A 16,225-nucleotide genomic window follows, 5' to 3' on the forward strand; every position below is an offset into this window, starting at 1 on the left:
AAGTTGCATCCCGAATAACAAAGTCGTAGTCTCATTTTCCTACTCTAAAGAAACCAACGATGCCCGACCTGTTATAGTTAAGCGACTTTTTTGTTTTCATGGTACAACTTTTTTATCACGAAAAAATCGTAACTCATTTGATATGGGCATCTCATGATACAACTTTATTATCATTATCGGTCTTTTCCACAACGGTGGAATCAGGGTTGGTGAGTCCTACTATGATACAACTTTTTTATTACATAACACTTCGTCCTTGAACTGTGACCCACAAGAGGGACACTTTGAAAAAAGTGTCCCTCTTGTGGGTCACTTGTGTTTTTCGAGGTAAAGATGAGGAGCGAGAGGAAGATGGGGGAAGTGAAACGAGTGCTTTTGACAGAAGAGCAGATGAGGCAGTCGGAGTCAAATCCCAACGATCTATGGTCGGGACGGCGAAGAAGGACTTGCCACGGATCGACGGGGTAAAAGCAGTACGGGATCAGTTGGCGAGCTATCGGTGGAAGAAGAATTGAAATGGGCGAAGGTCAAGATCAAACTGTTGGAAGCACAGGCGGACTTTCTAAAAAAGCTCGAAGCGATCGAGCCGAAGGGGATCGGCAGCTTCGCAGGGCAGGTGACCAGAGAGACATCTTCCTCATCAAGCGACACTTGGATGCACTTCGAGGCCGATCTTGCAGTTGGCGCAAATCGGGATTCTGATGTGCCTCGCGGTGTTGCTGTTTTTTGTTCGTGGGGAGTTGGAGCGACATGTTTGGGCTCGGATTTCTTGTGTGAGGTTGGACGATCGTACTCGTAAAAAAGACCGTGCTCAATCTTCCGTAGAAGAGGAGCACGGTCTTTTTTAGTGGGCCTTTATCTTGGGGGGTCCGCACAGTTCCGGATGAGCGCCCCCACATCCGGTGAAGGTAACTGCGACGGTCAGAAGCAAGAGAAGCAGCAGACTTTTTCTCAGCATGGGGCTCCCCTTCTCGGTTGGAGTCTTACGCGCGTTTCCGGAACAGGCCAACCAACGAGAGCAACAGGGCCGCACCGGAGATGATGTACGGAATGGTGTTGCTCGATTTGGTGTCTTCGGTTGTGGTGGACGGCGCAGAAGCCTCGGTGGTGTTCTTCGCTTCGTCATGGTGATCGGTCTCGGTCGTGCCGGCCGCTTTGATCGTGGTTACAGAAGCCGGAGTTTTGGAACCTTCTTCACCGGTCCACTCGACGACAGAGTTGTCCGCATAGGTTTGATAGGCTTTCCACGCGAGTTTGCCCGTACCCACTTCTTTGGGGTTGGCGCCGATGAAGTTGAACTCGATGAATTCGCCCTTTTTGATCCCGCCTGCGGTTGCCGTCCAGGTAATGGCTTTGTTGGTTCCGTCTGCGTTCGTTTCGTAGGAATAGTCCCATCCGGCGATCGGCTCGACGGTGGATACTTTGACGCCCGCCGGGAACTCAACACGAACTTTGATGGTGTTGAGGTCTTTTTCAACGGGGACTCGAACGGTGTATTTTTCATAGGCACCGGTGGTCGTTTCTTTCGGCCAAACGGTGACGTGAGCGCTTGCAACTTGAGTAACGGTGATCAGGCTGCCTGCTACGATGAAGGCGGCCAACCAGTTCATTTTTTTCATGTATCTATGTTCCTCCTAAGGTCCAGCGTACGTTTCTTAGTCTATCCCCAAGTGTGTTTCGCCTATATAGCCTAGTTGGGCTATTTTTATGTTTTGTCAAAAACAAGTAACATCAGTAGCCCGATTGAGTCATGCGGCGATTCCCCGTGTCACGCTATAATCGTTTTGTTTTGAAAGGTGGGGAATCATGAGCGCACTTCGTAGATCGGTTCGCGTGATTTTTTGCAGTGTTGCTGTCGTAGTTTCGGCGATTTGTTCATCGGCATACGCCTCGACGAGCATCTCGGAGTTGCAGGTGGAGCTGGATCGGGCCGAGGCGGGAGAACTGGTGAAGTTGCCCCCCGGCACGTACGAGGGAACGCTCCACATTCGGAAACCCATTCAAGTGGAAGGGGACGAGACGCGTATCATTTCGCGGCGGGACGCTGTGAACGAGGAACCGCTGTTGCTCGTGGAGACGAACGGAGCTGCAGTGCGTGGACTGCAACTTGAAGGAAACCAAGCGGGGCTCGTGGTGCACGGTGACAACAACCGCATCCAAGATGTTTCGATCTCGACCGGCAAAACGGCGATAAAACTGGAGAAATCGAACCGGAACTTGGTACAGAGAGTGCGGATCAACGGGAGGACAGCCGATCTCGAACAACGAGGAAACGGGATCGAAGTTCGGAATTCCCAAGACAATCTCATCGAGGAGTCTACTCTGGACAACTTGCAAGACGGCGTATATTTGGACAACAGCGCTCGTACCTTCGTGCGTACTAACCACATTTCAAATTCTCGATATGCGGTGCACATGATGTTTTCCAACTCGTCCGAAGTGGCGGGCAACATCTTGGAGCACAACGTGACGGGTGCGATGGTGATGGAGGACAGCGGGAGTCAGATTGCGGGCAACTCCATCACCAAACAGGCCGAGCATGTGCAGTCCCAAGGGATCCTGCTCTACCATGTCCAAGGTGCCAAAGTGGTTCGAAACACGGTGGACGGAAACCGCATCGGGCTGTACGTCGATTCGTCCACAGGCAATTATGTTGAGGGAAATCAAATCATGCATAACTTTCTGGGGTTGCAAATGAAGGATTCTACCGGAAACGAGTTTCTGGCGAACACCTGGGCGGGCAATGTGATTCAAGCGCAAGCAGCGGATAGCCATGAGAATCTCATGAAGGGGAACTACTGGGAGGATCATCAAGGGCTCGATCTGAACGGAGACGGTCATTCTGAGATTTCCTATCAGGCTTCCCCGTTTTTTCTGTCGTTGACGGAGGCGGTACCGGCGTATCAACTGTTCTTCCAGACACCGGGTTTGGCAATTTTGCAAGACTTGTTTACCAGCGGTACCGATAACTGGTTGCGTGACGAGTCCCCGCTTATGTCTCCGGCATCGAGGGGAGTTCGAGAGAAAACCTCGTCACGAGGATTGTTGATTGGCATTTCCCTGCTTCTCCTCGGGGCAGGCATCATGCCGTTTGGGCGAAGAATCAGAAGGAGAGTGCAACGATGAAAAAACAACGAATTCTCTATGCGGTTTTGGCGGCGATGGTGATTGGCACAGGGCTCGTCGGGTGCGGGAACGAAACCAAGCCGGTCGCGATCGATGAAAAAGTGGACAAGTGTGACGTCTGCAACATGTTGGTGAAAAACAACCAGTTCGCGGTGGAAGTGGTGCAGAAAAACGGCAAGGCGATGAAGTTTGACGATCTTGGATGTCTCTTCAAATGGACGGAGAAAAACGGGTTGGAGCAGGTGGACACACAGTTTGTTCGCGACTACAACACGCAGGAATGGGTGAAGTTGGACGATGCCACCTACGTATTTGACAAGGATGTCGTCACCCCGATGGCGTATAACGTGATCTCCTTCAAAGCGAAATCGGATGCAGAGGCGTTTTTGAAGAAGCAAGGGCACGGTGAACTGCTCACCTATCAAGAGCTGATGCAGCACATCTGGGAACCGAACAAAGAAATGATGCAAAAAATGATGGACATGAACAAAGGCATGTCCGGCGGAAACGGCATGTCGGGTTCGGATATGAAATCGGGGATGTAATCGATGCATGTCTGGATCATCGCTAGACGTGAAATGCAGCTGGGGTTTCGCAATCCGTGGTCGTATTCGTTTTTGCTCTTGTTCAGTGTCTTTAGTTTGGCGATGCTGTTGATCCAATCGAACAACTCGATGGGGTTGCAAGGGTATACGCATGCGACCGGCATGATGATCAACTTGACGCTCTATCTCTTGCCGATGATGACCTTGCTGCTGGGATCGTTTTCTCTGACCGGTGAGAAAGAAGATGGCAGTTGGCACTTGCTCTCCACGTATTCGGTCTCCACAAGTGCGTACCTGATCGGCAAATATCTCGGGTTGACGGCGGTTTTGCTAGCCATCGTGGCGACCGGGTTTGGGCTGTTCGGCGTGGTCGGTGTTCTGCTGGGTCAGTCGGTCACCCTGACCGGCTTGCTCACGTTCCTGTTGTTTTCTGTTGCGGTGTTGGTTTTGTATCTCGGGTTGGCCCTGGTTGTCGGCGCAATTGCCCAAAACAGATGGCAAGCCCTCACGTATGGGGTGGGAATTTGGTTCATTACCGTATTGGCATGGCCGACGCTGTTGATCGCCGTTTTGAACCTGCTGCCCTATCCGGCAATCAAGCCGACGTTGGGGCTCCTTACCCTGCTGAATCCGGCAGAACTTGTGCGAGTCGTGACCGTGATCAAACTGGGGGGAGGCGCCGTGTTCGGGCCCGAGTATTATCAATGGATCGATTGGATTCATGGAAAATGGGGCACCGTCTCGGCTCTCGTGTTCGCGCTCCTCTGGTTGAACGGATGCGTAGGAGCGGCAAGTTGGATCTGGGAAAGGGGGCGGGGACGTGGATAGCTTCTGTTTGGAAGTGGATCAGGTGAGCAAAGTGGCCGGCGGAAGAGAAATTGTCGAGCCGCTTTCGTTGTCGCTTCCACCGGGTCGCGTCATGGCCCTCTGTGGAGGAAACGGTGCGGGGAAGAGCACCCTCATCAAAATGGTTGTGGGGGTCAGCAGACCGACGACTGGAGCCATTCGTGTGCAAGGCTTGGAGTGGCGGCGTAATCGAATGGAATATGCGAGACGGATCGGTTTCATGCCGGATGATTTCCAATTCGCGGCCGGTGTGAGCGCATGGGAAACGCTTTGCTTTTACGGTGGATTGCGCGGTGTCGGGAAACAACGGGTGGCGGAAGTCGTGGAAATCGTCGGGCTGACGGAAGCGTGCGGGAAACAAGTGTCCGATTTTTCCAAAGGGATGAGGCAGCGCCTCTTGTTCGCACAAGCCTTGCTCGCACGTCCCGCCCTTCTGGTTCTCGATGAACCGACGAACGGCCTTGACCCCTATTGGATGGAGTCGCTTGCCGAACTGTTGGTCCAATTGAAAGCGGAAGGACAAACCGTTTTGTTCTCCACGCATCAACTGGACGTTGCGGAAGCGGTTGCAGATGAAGTGGTTTTTCTCAATCGAGGACGTGTGATCAGCCAAGGCAGCGTTCCGAGTTTTCCAGACGGATTGTCTGCGGCGTTTCAGACCTCTCTCCAACGAAATCGAACAAGAGAAGCGGAGTGATCGACACTCCGCTTCTCTTGTTGCGGGTTGCGCTTGTTGCAAAACGCCAATGATCCCCAGCAGGGTTTCTCCCAGCCTCGGCAGATTAGCCAGCATGGGCTATAGGTGCCAGGCGTTTCACACGGTATGATGACACCTGTGATGCAGGGCGGAAATTGAATTGACATATAGACAATTGAAGTGGTTGATTCTCATCATTCCAACGGTGACGACCGGGATCTGGGAATATGTGCGGCATTCCTATCTGCTGCCGTACATCTCGATGGAGATGGGAAATTGGCTGTCTCCACTGATCGTCTTGGTGGTGACATTGACGTTGCTGCTCGGGTTGTTCTCCTTGATGGAGCGCATGCAGAACGAGCTGAACCGAGAGCGCGCGGCGAAAGTGCTCATCGGGGAAGCTTGCAACGGGTTGCAAGCGGTGGAGATGACGGGCGCCCTGCTGCCCGATCTTATTCTCATGGACATCAACATGCCGGTCATGAACGGATTGGACACAACCAGAGAGATCAAGATTCGGTATCCCGATGTGAAAATCGTGGTGATCACCGTATCAGACGATGTCTCGTACCTGTTTGAAGCGTTGAAAAAAGGTGCGCAAGGGTATCTGCTAAAAAACCTGAACCCGCAATCTTGGGTGGAGTATCTGGTTTCAGTGGTGATGGATGAAGTGCCGATGTCCCGCGGGCTGGCAACGAAACTGTTGGAAGAGTTTATTGAAGTCGAGCGCCGACCCAGCAAGAAAAACCCGCTGTCCAGCCGTGAGAGGAACATCTTGAAGTACGTGGCATCCGGGTACAAAAACCGCCGGATCGCCGAAGAACTTTCCATCTCTGAGAACACCGTGAAAAACCACTTAAAAAACATCCTGCAAAAACTCCACTTGGAAAATAGAGTGCAACTCACAAGTTATGCGCATGAACAAGGATGGATCCAAAAAGAACTTGGAGAAGAACCGAGATGAACATGAAAAAGTACAAGTTGTGGGGAGCCCTCGCACTCTCATCCGTCATGCTGACCGCTTGCGGCAGTCAAATGGACCACGAGCATATGATGCATGGGACGAGCAGCACGGTGAAAAAAATGGACATTACCTTCGAGACGGTGCCGCAACCGCTCGTCGTCAGTCAAGAGGGGACACTCAAGGCCAACGTGATGGTCGGCGGCAAACCGGCCGCCGACGTGACGGTGGAGATCGAGACATGGGCCGACGGAGACAACAATCACGAAACGGCAAAAGCGACCTCGGACCAAAAAGGCGGCTTTCTTGTACAGAAAAAATTCGACAAAGCGGGCAAGTATCATGCGACGGTACACACCACCAGCAGCGAACTGCATCAGATGACGACGTTTGAGTTCAACGTGCAAGAATGAAAAAGGGAAAAAGAGTACAAAACCCCAGTCCGACGACTGGGGTTTTGTTTTTGGATTTTTCAGGTTATTGCTCATTCACGCGTAAGGAGAGCAAGGTCGTGATCAGAAGAAACCCCACCAGAGCCAAAAACGGAATTGTGATGAACCCTAACCAGTTGATATATTGGCCGTTGCTCGGCACTCCGCTGGTGTACGGGAGGATATTCTGCATGGGCGTGCTGTTGACGCCTAGTTTTTCGACGATGTCTTCATCGTCTCGTACCTGTTGTCCAAAATGGCGGCTTTCGATGACATGCCCAGCGGGCCGAGTGGCGTGTATACAGTGTACGTGTCCACCGAACGGCCGCAAGATCAGGCGACGTTGCACATCGACCAATATAGCGGTCAAGTGCTTGCCGATCTCAGGTACAAGGACTATGGCATGACGGCCAAACTGATTTCGCTCGGGGTGGTGGGCCTTTCTTCGACGGGCGTCATCTTGTGGTGGGAGCGCAAACCTGCCAGTAAAGTTGGTGCTCCGGCTTGGCCCGCCTCGTACAAAGTGCCAAAAGGCATTCTGGTCCTCGTGATATTATTGGGCGTGCTCTTCCCGTTGGCTGGTGCGTCGATGCTTGTCGTACTGGTTCTGGAACAAGTCCTGCGTAAAGCGAAGTCCATATCCCGCGCCAAAGCAACCTGAAAAAAAGACCGTAATCCCGTGCTGAGATCGCGGTCACAGCGTGCAGACAAGTACTTACCAGTACGAGGGCTGCACGTTTTTTTGCGTTACACATCAAGAACGAGGGGGGGAGGGACCGAAATAGATGTGCGTGGAAAAAATGACATTCAGTCTGATCATTATTAATTAAAGATGAAAGAGGGTGACAAGTCCACATCGAGATCATTCATCGGAGGAGATCATCATGTATGAAAATTTAAAACAATATAAGGAATTACTTGAACTGCTTGTTCTGGCGGCAACACTCGGAATCGATGTGTTTGTTTTGGTAATGGTTTTGGAGTTTTGTATGCACCAATGCCTAGACCGCTTCATAGTCGTTAGGCACTGGCTCCTCCCCGCAAAGGATGAAAATTGAGTGTTGACTTTTCAGGTCAGTAGGAGTTAATATGTAGCCAAAAGTTTCCTTAGGCTAAAAAAGTTAGCCGAGGCTAGTTTTGGTCGTCCTACGTGTATCTGTAGTGCGGTAAAATTTTTTTGATCAAAAGTTTCCTGTGTGCAAAACTTTTTCGTGCAACTAAAAGAAAGGTGTGATCGCAAGATGAAACAAGAGGCAACCTCCGCTACGTCATCGAAGACCGGCTGGCGACAACAGAAAACCCAATCGAGTCTGCCTGAAGTTTATCGATCATTGGGAATCCCAAAAACAGGATCATGGATTCGGAAATTTTTGGCCTTTGCAGGCCCGGGTTACTTGGTTGCAGTCGGATATATGGACCCCGGCAATTGGGCTACCGACTTGGCGGGTGGTGCACAATTTGGATATGCACTTCTTTCGGTCATCATGATCTCAAACCTCATGGCAATCTTGTTGCAAGCTTTGGCTGGACGGCTCGGAATTGCGACTGGCCGCGACCTCGCACAAGCATGTCGGGACCACTACAGCAAGCCGGTTGTCATCCTCTTGTGGATCTTGTGCGAGTTGGCAATCGCCGCCTGTGACCTGGCAGAAGTGGTCGGCTCGGCAATTGCGCTGAACTTGCTGTTTGGACTTCCGCTGGTCATCGGCGTGTTGCTCACGGCGTTTGACATTCTGCTCATCCTACTTTTGCAAAACAAAGGGTTTCGGTACATCGAAACGATCGTCATCACCTTGATTGCAACCATTGCTGTCTGTTTTGGTGTCGAGATGATTCTCTCCAAACCGGATGTCAGCGGAGTAATGCAGGGGTTTGTACCGACAGCACAGATTTTTACGAACCCCGAAATGCTGTACATCGGGATCGGCATTTTAGGAGCTACTGTGATGCCGCATAATCTCTATTTGCATTCCTCCATCGTCCAAACCCGCAAGTATGACGAGACATCGGCTGGAAAACGGGAAGCGATTAAATATGCAACGTGGGATTCGTCGATTGCCTTGCTGTTCGCACTATTCATTAACGGGGCGATTCTGATCTTGTCCGCGGCAACCTTCCACACGACAGGCCACACGGAAGTTGCAGAGATCGGGGACGCATACCAACTGCTCTCCCCGCTCCTTGGGGCTTCGGCTGCAAGCGTTCTTTTTGCAGTCGCTCTGCTGGCATCTGGACAAAATTCAACCCTGACAGGAACGCTTGCGGGACAGATCGTGATGGAAGGATTTTTAAACATCCGCTTGGCTCCTTGGCTTCGTCGATTGATCACGCGATTGATCGCGATCATTCCCGCTGTCATCGTCACCGTTATCGCAGGGCCCAAAGGCACAGGAGATCTGCTGATCTTGAGTCAAGTGATACTGTCCTTGCAACTCTCCTTTGCTGTACTTCCATTGGTGCAATTCACCAGTGACAAACGGAAGATGGGAGAGTTTGTGAACCCTCGCTGGCTCACGTTTCTATCTTGGGCAGTGGCGGGAATCATACTCGTTCTCAATGCTTACTTGTTGTATCAAACGGTTTTTGAATAAGGGATGGTTGTTCGAAGCAGGAAGAGGCTCCGGTTTTAACGGGTGCCTCTTCCTCTATTAATCGGAAGAAAGATCTTGTTTTATAACAAGTGCCTAAATAACGAGCTGCAAGGGCTTCTCGTCGTCTTGGTCTTTGTGATCATCGCACGACCGATTCCCGTGCTGAGTTGCTTGCTTCCAGATCACAAGGCAAGATGGGAGCTTTATGAGATTCTGTTCCTGTTCTGGACACGTAAAACGGGCGTCATTGCCGCCGCGTTGGTCGGGATTGTCGGTGCTCCGGCTTGGCAGACGCGAAGTTGATGTCGGCCATCGCCTTCGTCGCGATTTTGTTCTCGTTGCTCTTGCTGGCCAGCACGACACCGTTCGTGGCAATATAGCTGGGGCTATTGGAGAAGCAGCAAGTTCAAGGTTAAACTGCCAGGAGTCAGAGGCTGCGGGCACCTTGCGTGCTTTATGCAGTTTAAACACGCCACCCAAAATGTAAAAATGATTATCGTGAGATAATAAGGGAGCCCTTCCAGCCATAGAAATGTGCTGTGGAGGGTTTTTTGAGGGGGGATCTTTGAAAATGACTACCATATCGAGGATGTCCCCGACAAGATAGTCAATGATAACGTTATGTCCTGACCCTTTATGCAGAGCTAAGGTAAGAACTTTATTATAGGAAAGGACTTTATTTTCTGTTTTGTTGTTCGAATTGAAGAGGAGTCGGTTCTTAGAAAAGAACTATATTAGCCGGAAACATTCGTCTCTTGGAACGGAGGCTTTTTTTGTTCCTGAAAAAAATTTTTTGTAAATGTGTCGATTTTACCCTCACTGGTTCGTCGTCTTCATAGAAGGCCACGACGGTCCAATTGCAGAGGAGGATTCTCATGCATTTTGTAACATCAAAGGACGGCACGAAAATCGCCTATGATAAAGCGGGTCATGGTCCGGCACTCATCTTGGTAACGGGTGCGTTCAGCTATCGGAAATTTCCCGGGGTCGTGCAACTGGCGAATCTGTTGGCAGACCACTTTACGATTTACAACTACGACCGCCGCGGCCGCGGCGACAGCGGAGACACCCAGCCTTACGTTGTGGAACGCGAGATTGAAGATCTTCAAGCTCTGATCGAAGCTGCAGGCGGCTCCGCGTATGTCTGGGGGTTGTCATCCGGGGCGGCTCTTGCTTTGCAAGCCGCAGCGAGAGGGGCAAACATCACGAAATTGGCTTTGCATGAACCTCCATTCGTGGTCGATGCGGCGGGTCACATGCCGCCGAAAGATTTCACAGCGCACGTAACGGAGTTGATCGCCTCAAATCGCCGGTCCGACGCCGTTCAATACTTTATGACCCAGGGCATGGGGGCGCCGCAATTCGTGGTTCGCTTGATGCGCATCATGCCCGGCGTGTGGTCGAAACTTCTGGACGTTGCTCACACGCTCCCGTACGAAGCGGCGTTGTTGGATGGTTATCTGGATGCAAAACCGCTGCCTCGCAACTCGTGGAATTCAATTACGATGCAAACTTTGGTGCTCGAAGGCACGGAGAGCCCGACCGCGTTGCGTCATGCTGCCAAGGAACTTGCCGAAGTGCTCCCCCATGCGCAACTGCTGAGTAAAAAAGGACTTGGCCATACCAAGAAGCTCAATTCGAAACGAATTTCCAAGGAGCTTGCGGCATTTTTTGCTTAACAGCAGGTGCATTTATCCAATTACCGAAAATGTAAAGGGTAGTTGAAAAGAGGAGGTCCTCATCTATGCGGTTCATGCTGATTGTGAAAGCGACAACAGATTCCGAGGCGGGGGTGAAGCCCAGCCAAGAGCTGATCGATGCCATGCAAAAATATAACGAGGAATTGGTGAAAGCGGGCGTGTTGCTCGCGGCTGACGGCCTGATGCCAAGTTCCGGCGGCATTCGAATTTCGTATCCGGAGCCCGGTGGCAAACCCAAAGTTACGGATGGTCCGTTCGCGGAGGCCAAAGAAATGATCGCCGGATTTACGCTGATCGATGTCAAATCGCGGGAAGAAGCGATTCAATGGGCGATGCGCATGCCCGATCCTCACGGGTTCGGACAGGGCGAGATTGAACTCAGACAGATTTATGAAGTGGAGGATCTCATGAACACGCCCGAATCGCTGGAGAAAGAAGCCGCCCTCCGCAAACAAGTTGAGGAGCAAAAGCAAGCGTGACATCGTCCACGACACAGCGAACCGTCGATGCGATCTGGCGAATGGAATCCGCCAAGCTGATCGCAGGGGTAACGCGAATGGTACGGGACGTAGGACTCGCAGAGGACCTTGCCCAAGATGCGTTGGTGATTGCCCTGGAACGGTGGCCGGAGACCGGCATTCCAGACAATCCGGGCGCCTGGCTGATGACGACGGCGAAGCGGCGCGCGATCGACCTGATGCGCAGGAGCAAGGTGCGGGATCAGAAGTACGTAGAAGTCGCCCGTAATCAGGAGCTCTATACAGAAGACGACATAGATGCTGTTTTGGACGGGGAGATCGGAGACGATCTCCTTCGTCTGATCTTCATGACCTGTCATCCGGTACTCTCCCAAGAGGCTCGAGTGGCTCTGACACTTCGCCTGTTATGCGGGCTTACCACCGATGAAATCGCACGATCCTTCCTCGTCGCCGAATCCACGATTGCTCAGCGAATTGTCCGGGCCAAGAAAACGCTCAGCGCCGAGAAAGTTCCGTTTGAGGTGCCGGCAGGGGCGGAACTCCAAGACCGTCTGACGGCGGTGCTCGAAGTGATTTACCTGATGTTCAATGAAGGCTACTCGGCAACGTCCGGAGATCAATGGTTTCGTCCGCTGCTGTGTCAGGAGGCGTTGCGATTGGGACGCGTACTGGCCGAGATCTCCCCGCAGGAACCGGAAGTTCACGGATTGGTTGCCTTGATGGAGATTCAATCTTCGAGGTTTCAAGCGAGGGTAAACGCCAAGGGAGAGCCTGTCCTGCTCTTGGATCAAAACCGGGCACGGTGGGATCAGTTGCTGATTCGCCGCGGTTTGGCGGCTCTGGAGCGCAGCCGGAAGCTTGGACGGCCGCTGGGGGCGTACTCGTTGCAGGCTGCGATTTCGGCTTGCCATGCGCAGGCGCCGACGGCAGCGGAGACGAATTGGATCAAAATCGCCGCTCTTTACGAAGCGCTTTCCAGAGTAACGCCTTCGCCGATCGTCGAATTAAACAAAGCGGTCGCCATCTCCATGGCGTTTGGCCCGGCGTTCGGGCTCCAGATCGTCGACGAATTGAATGCGGAACCTTCCTTGAAGGGCTATCATCTCTTGCCGAGCGTTCGCGGCGATCTCTTGGTGAAGCTGGGGCGGTACGAGGAAGCAAGAATCGAGTTCGAACGCGCTGCGTCGATGACTCGCAATGAGCAAGAGCGCATCCTGTTGCTGAAGCGGGCGTCTGAATGTGCGTCAGAGCGATCTAATTAATTTTTTCAACTCGGCGCGACCCAAGAACCTTGGCAGTCGGAACAGCCGGACCTTAGAAGGAACATCGGATCACCTGTAACATCAAAGGGATTCGATGTTTTTTTCATTGGTTTTTTCAAAAGTGGGACATACGTCCTTCCAACGAGGGAGAAAAATAGATAGTATATGAGATGCTGCTTTTTTCGGGGGGAGATTCATTGAGGGAGGGAGCTTATCGGATGCCTGTCTTCAAATTGCGTTTTTTCAACTTTGGGTATTTCTCGTTGTTTGCCATCTTTCTATCTTTTTTGCCGGTCTATCTTTCAGCAAAACAGATTCCTGAAACGGAGATCGGGATTGTTGTGGGGATCGGAGGGGTCATCAGTATCTTTGCGCAGCCTTTCTGGGGGATTCTCAGTGACAAAAAGAGAACGATCAAAAAGGTGTTGCTGTTCATATTGGGACCTTCTGTCGTGGCAGGGTTCTTCTTATTCCACGCTTCCACTTCCTTGATTTCGTTGTTGCTCGTCGGTTTCATGTATGTTTTCTTTGTGCCGACCGACCCGCTGATTGAAAGCCTCAATGTGCAAACCTCTCAGAAGTATCGAGTGAATTATGGATCGATCCGGATGTTTGGAGCGCTTGGGTACGCAACCGCCTCCTTGATCATCGGCACACTTACCAGCATATTTGGGATCTCGAGTATCGCGTATTTGTTTTTGGGGTATGGAATCGCGGCCTTTTCGATCTGCACACAGTTGGCAGATGTCCAGACGACGAATCGACCCGTAAAAGTGACGGACTTGAAAGCCTTCCTTTTCCAAAAAAACACCTTTGGATTCCTCGCTTTGGTTTTAACGATGGCCATCCCGCACCGCATGAACGATACGTTTATCGGGATTACCATCACGAAGCTTGGCGGGAATTATCAGTTGGTGGGGTATGCTTGGTTTCTGATGACCCTCATGGAGGTAATTTTTTTTGCAATCGTCCATCGGTTCTTGAAGCCGGGGAACGAACTGAAGGTGATTGCGGTAGCGGGTGTTTTTTACGCCATACGCTTTTTCTCCATGTCGGTGGCGGAGAACCCGTATGTCCTCGTGTTGCTTCAGCTGTTTCAGGGCATCACGTTTGTGCTCTTTTATTCCTCGGCAATCCAATACCTGTATTCCATCATCCCTGCTGAATGGAAAGCAACGGGACAGACGATCTTTGCGGTTTTATTTTTCGGAATTTCGGGCATCATCGGCTCTTTTGCAGGCGGGGTGATTTTGGACAAGTTTGGCGGGAGTACGCTGTACACGCTGATGGCTTGCTTCTCCGTTGCAGGTACAGTTCTTTGTTTCGTTTTTCAGAAACGAAAGCGCCGTCTAGCTTCGTGAGCAAGAAGGATTACGGGAGATGTGCTCGAATAGTATGTATAGAAGTAAAACTTCATATGTCAGCAACGAGGTGCCTTTGTCTAACAAGCAAGGGGTAACAGGGAATCGGGTGAAAGTCCCGAGCGGTCCCGCCACTGTAACCGAGGAGTTCTCTCTCCATGATGTCACTCGATCCGACTGTGATCGGGGAAGACGAGAGAGCGCGATGATCCGGAAGCCAGGAGACCTACCTACGTTCGCTACACCCAAATGCCTTCGCGGAAAGGAGAGGTGTGCAATGGAACGACTCGTATTCTCTGTCAGGGTGTCGTCTGTCCACTTGTTCACGTAACCTCATCCGTTTGGATGGGGTTTTTTGCTGTTGGAGGAGCGTACATCTGAGGAGGAACTGCACACATGGAAAATTTCTCGTTGCTTGCCCTTGTCTTCGTATTGGGTCTGCGCCACGGTTTGGATGCCGACCATCTGGCTAGTATTGACGGCTTGACCCGCTACAACTTGCGCCAAGGCAGAAAAACGGCGCGTTGGGTCGGGACTTTGTTCTCGTTCGGCCACGGATTGATCGTGGCGACAGTCGGGGTGATTCTCTCGATGATCTCCAAGGATTTCACGTTTCCGGACTACTTTGATACGGTCGTGACTTGGGTGTCGGTTTGTTCGCTGGCGCTCATCGGGTGCTTGAACACGGTCAACTTGCTGCGCAGCCGTTCGGAGCAAGGAGATTTCGCACTTCGCGGGATCAAGGGGCGGTTCATCCCCCGCGTGGCTCGCGAGACGACGAACCCTGTGATGATCATCGTCATCGGCGGCGTGTTCGCGCTGGCGGCAGACACGGTAAGTCAGACGTCGGTTTGGGCGCTGGCATCCGGCAACGCGCACAGCAACTATCTTCCGTTCGTCTTGGGACTGACCTTCATGGCGGGCATGATGCTTACCGACACGATCGATTCGCTTGTGGCGTATCGGATGCTGGCTCAGTCCGGGAAGTTCGGGCGCACCGCTTCGAGAGCCATGGGCTGGCTCATCGTGGCTCTGGCGTTTGGCGTGTCCTTCTATGAGGCGTTCACGTTCTTCAACCCGTGGGCGGAATTGGACTTCGAAGTGGTCGGGGTTGTCATTTTCATCTTGTTGCTGCTTAGTTTTGGCGGGGTTTGGTTCCTGTCGCGCCATCAAAAATCGCAGACGGCTGCATAAAAAACAACGGGAGCGGAAACGCTCCTGTCTTTTTATGCTTTTTCATATGGTTTGCGGCGTGTACAATGACAAGGAGGTGATGAAGTTGAATCCGATCAGCGTAGAACACCGTGCCGGTTCTCGACTTGGATCATGGCTTTTGGGCATGTTGGCCATCACGTTGGTGACCGCGATCTGGGGATACAGCAATGTTGTGATTCGTCAAGCGGAGACGACGATTGCACCCAGCGTGCTGATGTGGTTGCGCTTCGGTTTTGCAGGTCTGTTCCTGCTGCCTGTCCTGTTCCGAAATCGTCTGTCGATCCGAATTTGGATGACGGGTCTTGGAACAGGCGCTTTATTTGGAGTTGCGGTTCTCTCGCAAGGGTCGGCGATGTTGACCGTTCCCGTGAGCGAGGTTGCATTTATTACGGCTCTTTATGTTGTTTTTACTCCGCTTGGCATGTCGATTCTGCAACGGAAGTTGCCTTCAAAACTCACGTGGCTGGCCGTCACGATCAGCCTGATCGGTGCTACTCTGATGATCGGGACGCTGACGGTAGACCTGCATGTCGGCATCCTCTGGTCGCTTGTGGCCGCGGTGGCGGCGACTGGACAGATCATGGGAACCACGTCGCTTTCCAATACGGTGCCGGCTGTGCAGTTGGCAGCGCTTCAGTCCGCAGGGGCGGGGATTACGATGACCGTGGCGGTTGTGTTGCAAGGCGCCTTTCATCCTGCCATCTATACGGGCCTGTTTCACTGGTCCATCACGGAATGGGTGTGGATCGCGTACTTGGTTCTACCGGCTACTGTGCTTGCCATCTTCCTGCAATCTTGGGGGCAAGCGAAGATCACGGCAACGGAGGCCGCGTTGGTGTTTAACTTGGAACCGGTGTGGACGGCGATATTTGCGTGGACGATCCTCTCTGAAGGAATGACTTTGGTGCAGGGAGTGGGTGCGCTCTTGATTTTAAGCAGCCTGACTTTGGTGTCCAAGCCGACAGCAGGTAAAAACGAATCGCACAACCGATAGAAAAAAATACGCAACAA

At 52.1% G+C, this 16,225-nt stretch carries 17 protein-coding genes, 1 pseudogene and 1 riboswitch; of the genes and pseudogenes, 16 read left to right on the forward strand and 2 right to left on the reverse strand.

All coding sequences use genetic code 11. From position 1 onward, the window contains the following. The first annotated feature begins 499 nt into the window (after positions 1–499). Complete coding sequence (locus tag EL26_RS06160; protein WP_152559183.1) at positions 500–799, forward strand: hypothetical protein; 300 nt, start codon at positions 500–502, stop codon at positions 797–799. Between the two features lie 184 nt (positions 800–983). On the opposite strand, the gene EL26_RS06165 is transcribed toward EL26_RS06160, so the two are convergent. Further along, entirely contained in the window at positions 984–1,619 is a 636-nt protein-coding gene (locus EL26_RS06165; protein ID WP_038085723.1) for a YcnI family protein, read from the reverse strand. A 187-nt stretch (positions 1,620–1,806) separates the two neighbouring features. Here EL26_RS06165 and EL26_RS23520 point away from each other — a divergent pair, with 187 nt between their 5' ends. The 6 genes from EL26_RS23520 to EL26_RS06195 all read left to right on the forward strand — a co-directional run bounded on the left by EL26_RS23520 (position 1,807) and on the right by EL26_RS06195 (position 6,588). Continuing rightward, complete coding sequence (locus EL26_RS23520) at positions 1,807–3,126, forward strand: right-handed parallel beta-helix repeat-containing protein (RefSeq protein ID WP_081857017.1); 1,320 nt, start codon at positions 1,807–1,809, stop codon at positions 3,124–3,126. Further along, on the forward strand, positions 3,123–3,671 hold the full coding sequence (locus tag EL26_RS06175) for a nitrous oxide reductase accessory protein NosL (protein ID WP_038085724.1): 549 nt from the start codon (positions 3,123–3,125) through the stop codon (positions 3,669–3,671). Before EL26_RS23520 ends, EL26_RS06175 begins: the two co-directional genes overlap by 4 nt. 3 nt (positions 3,672–3,674) lie before the next feature. Continuing rightward, on the forward strand, positions 3,675–4,499 hold the full coding sequence (locus tag EL26_RS06180) for an ABC transporter permease (RefSeq protein ID WP_038085725.1): 825 nt from the start codon (positions 3,675–3,677) through the stop codon (positions 4,497–4,499). Between the two features lie 31 nt (positions 4,500–4,530). Next, a complete protein-coding gene (locus EL26_RS06185) occupies positions 4,531–5,214 on the forward strand; it encodes an ABC transporter ATP-binding protein (RefSeq protein ID WP_274518873.1) in 684 nt (227 codons plus the stop codon). A gap of 160 nt (positions 5,215–5,374) precedes the next feature. Beyond that, positions 5,375–6,178, forward strand: a complete 804-nt coding sequence (locus EL26_RS06190; RefSeq protein ID WP_173424609.1) for a response regulator — start codon at positions 5,375–5,377, stop codon at positions 6,176–6,178. Then, positions 6,175–6,588: a FixH family protein gene (locus EL26_RS06195; RefSeq protein WP_038085729.1), complete on the forward strand. Its 414-nt coding sequence runs from the start codon at positions 6,175–6,177 to the stop codon at positions 6,586–6,588. The genes EL26_RS06190 and EL26_RS06195 overlap by 4 nt, the downstream gene beginning before the upstream one ends. 64 nt (positions 6,589–6,652) lie before the next feature. Here EL26_RS06195 and EL26_RS24900 read toward each other — a convergent pair. Then, positions 6,653–6,790: pseudogene (locus EL26_RS24900) on the reverse strand (disulfide bond formation protein B); the annotation flags it as partial. Between the two features lie 111 nt (positions 6,791–6,901). Between EL26_RS24900 and EL26_RS06200 the strand changes: the two are divergent. The 9 genes from EL26_RS06200 to EL26_RS06240 all read left to right on the forward strand — a co-directional run bounded on the left by EL26_RS06200 (position 6,902) and on the right by EL26_RS06240 (position 16,208). Further along, positions 6,902–7,267, forward strand: a complete 366-nt coding sequence (locus EL26_RS06200; protein ID WP_152559184.1) for a hypothetical protein — start codon at positions 6,902–6,904, stop codon at positions 7,265–7,267. 223 nt (positions 7,268–7,490) lie between these two features. Continuing rightward, entirely contained in the window at positions 7,491–7,664 is a 174-nt protein-coding gene (locus EL26_RS25365) for a hypothetical protein (protein WP_161780672.1), read from the forward strand. 183 nt (positions 7,665–7,847) lie between these two features. Beyond that, positions 7,848–9,197: an Nramp family divalent metal transporter gene (locus tag EL26_RS06205; protein ID WP_038085733.1), complete on the forward strand. Its 1,350-nt coding sequence runs from the start codon at positions 7,848–7,850 to the stop codon at positions 9,195–9,197. 875 nt (positions 9,198–10,072) lie between these two features. Further along, positions 10,073–10,876: an alpha/beta fold hydrolase gene (locus EL26_RS06215; protein ID WP_038085737.1), complete on the forward strand. Its 804-nt coding sequence runs from the start codon at positions 10,073–10,075 to the stop codon at positions 10,874–10,876. Between the two features lie 65 nt (positions 10,877–10,941). Further along, positions 10,942–11,376 (forward strand): YciI family protein, encoded by a 435-nt coding sequence (locus EL26_RS06220; protein WP_038085738.1) that lies wholly within the window; start codon positions 10,942–10,944, stop codon positions 11,374–11,376. A gap of 41 nt (positions 11,377–11,417) precedes the next feature. Further along, on the forward strand, positions 11,418–12,638 hold the full coding sequence (locus EL26_RS06225; protein ID WP_420802055.1) for an RNA polymerase sigma factor: 1,221 nt from the start codon (positions 11,418–11,420) through the stop codon (positions 12,636–12,638). 218 nt (positions 12,639–12,856) lie between these two features. Then, positions 12,857–13,999 (forward strand): MFS transporter, encoded by a 1,143-nt coding sequence (locus EL26_RS06230; RefSeq protein ID WP_038085744.1) that lies wholly within the window; start codon positions 12,857–12,859, stop codon positions 13,997–13,999. Positions 14,000–14,050: 51 nt separating this feature from the next. Next, positions 14,051–14,248: riboswitch (cobalamin riboswitch) on the forward strand. A gap of 147 nt (positions 14,249–14,395) precedes the next feature. After that, positions 14,396–15,193: a HoxN/HupN/NixA family nickel/cobalt transporter gene (locus tag EL26_RS06235; RefSeq protein ID WP_038085746.1), complete on the forward strand. Its 798-nt coding sequence runs from the start codon at positions 14,396–14,398 to the stop codon at positions 15,191–15,193. Positions 15,194–15,278: 85 nt separating this feature from the next. Then, a complete protein-coding gene (locus tag EL26_RS06240) occupies positions 15,279–16,208 on the forward strand; it encodes a DMT family transporter (RefSeq protein ID WP_161780673.1) in 930 nt (309 codons plus the stop codon). The last annotated feature ends 17 nt before the right edge of the window (positions 16,209–16,225 follow it).

Origin of the sequence: Tumebacillus flagellatus, assembly GCF_000714935.1 — a bacterium.
Classification (GTDB): Bacteria; Bacillota; Bacilli; order Tumebacillales; family Tumebacillaceae; genus Tumebacillus; species Tumebacillus flagellatus.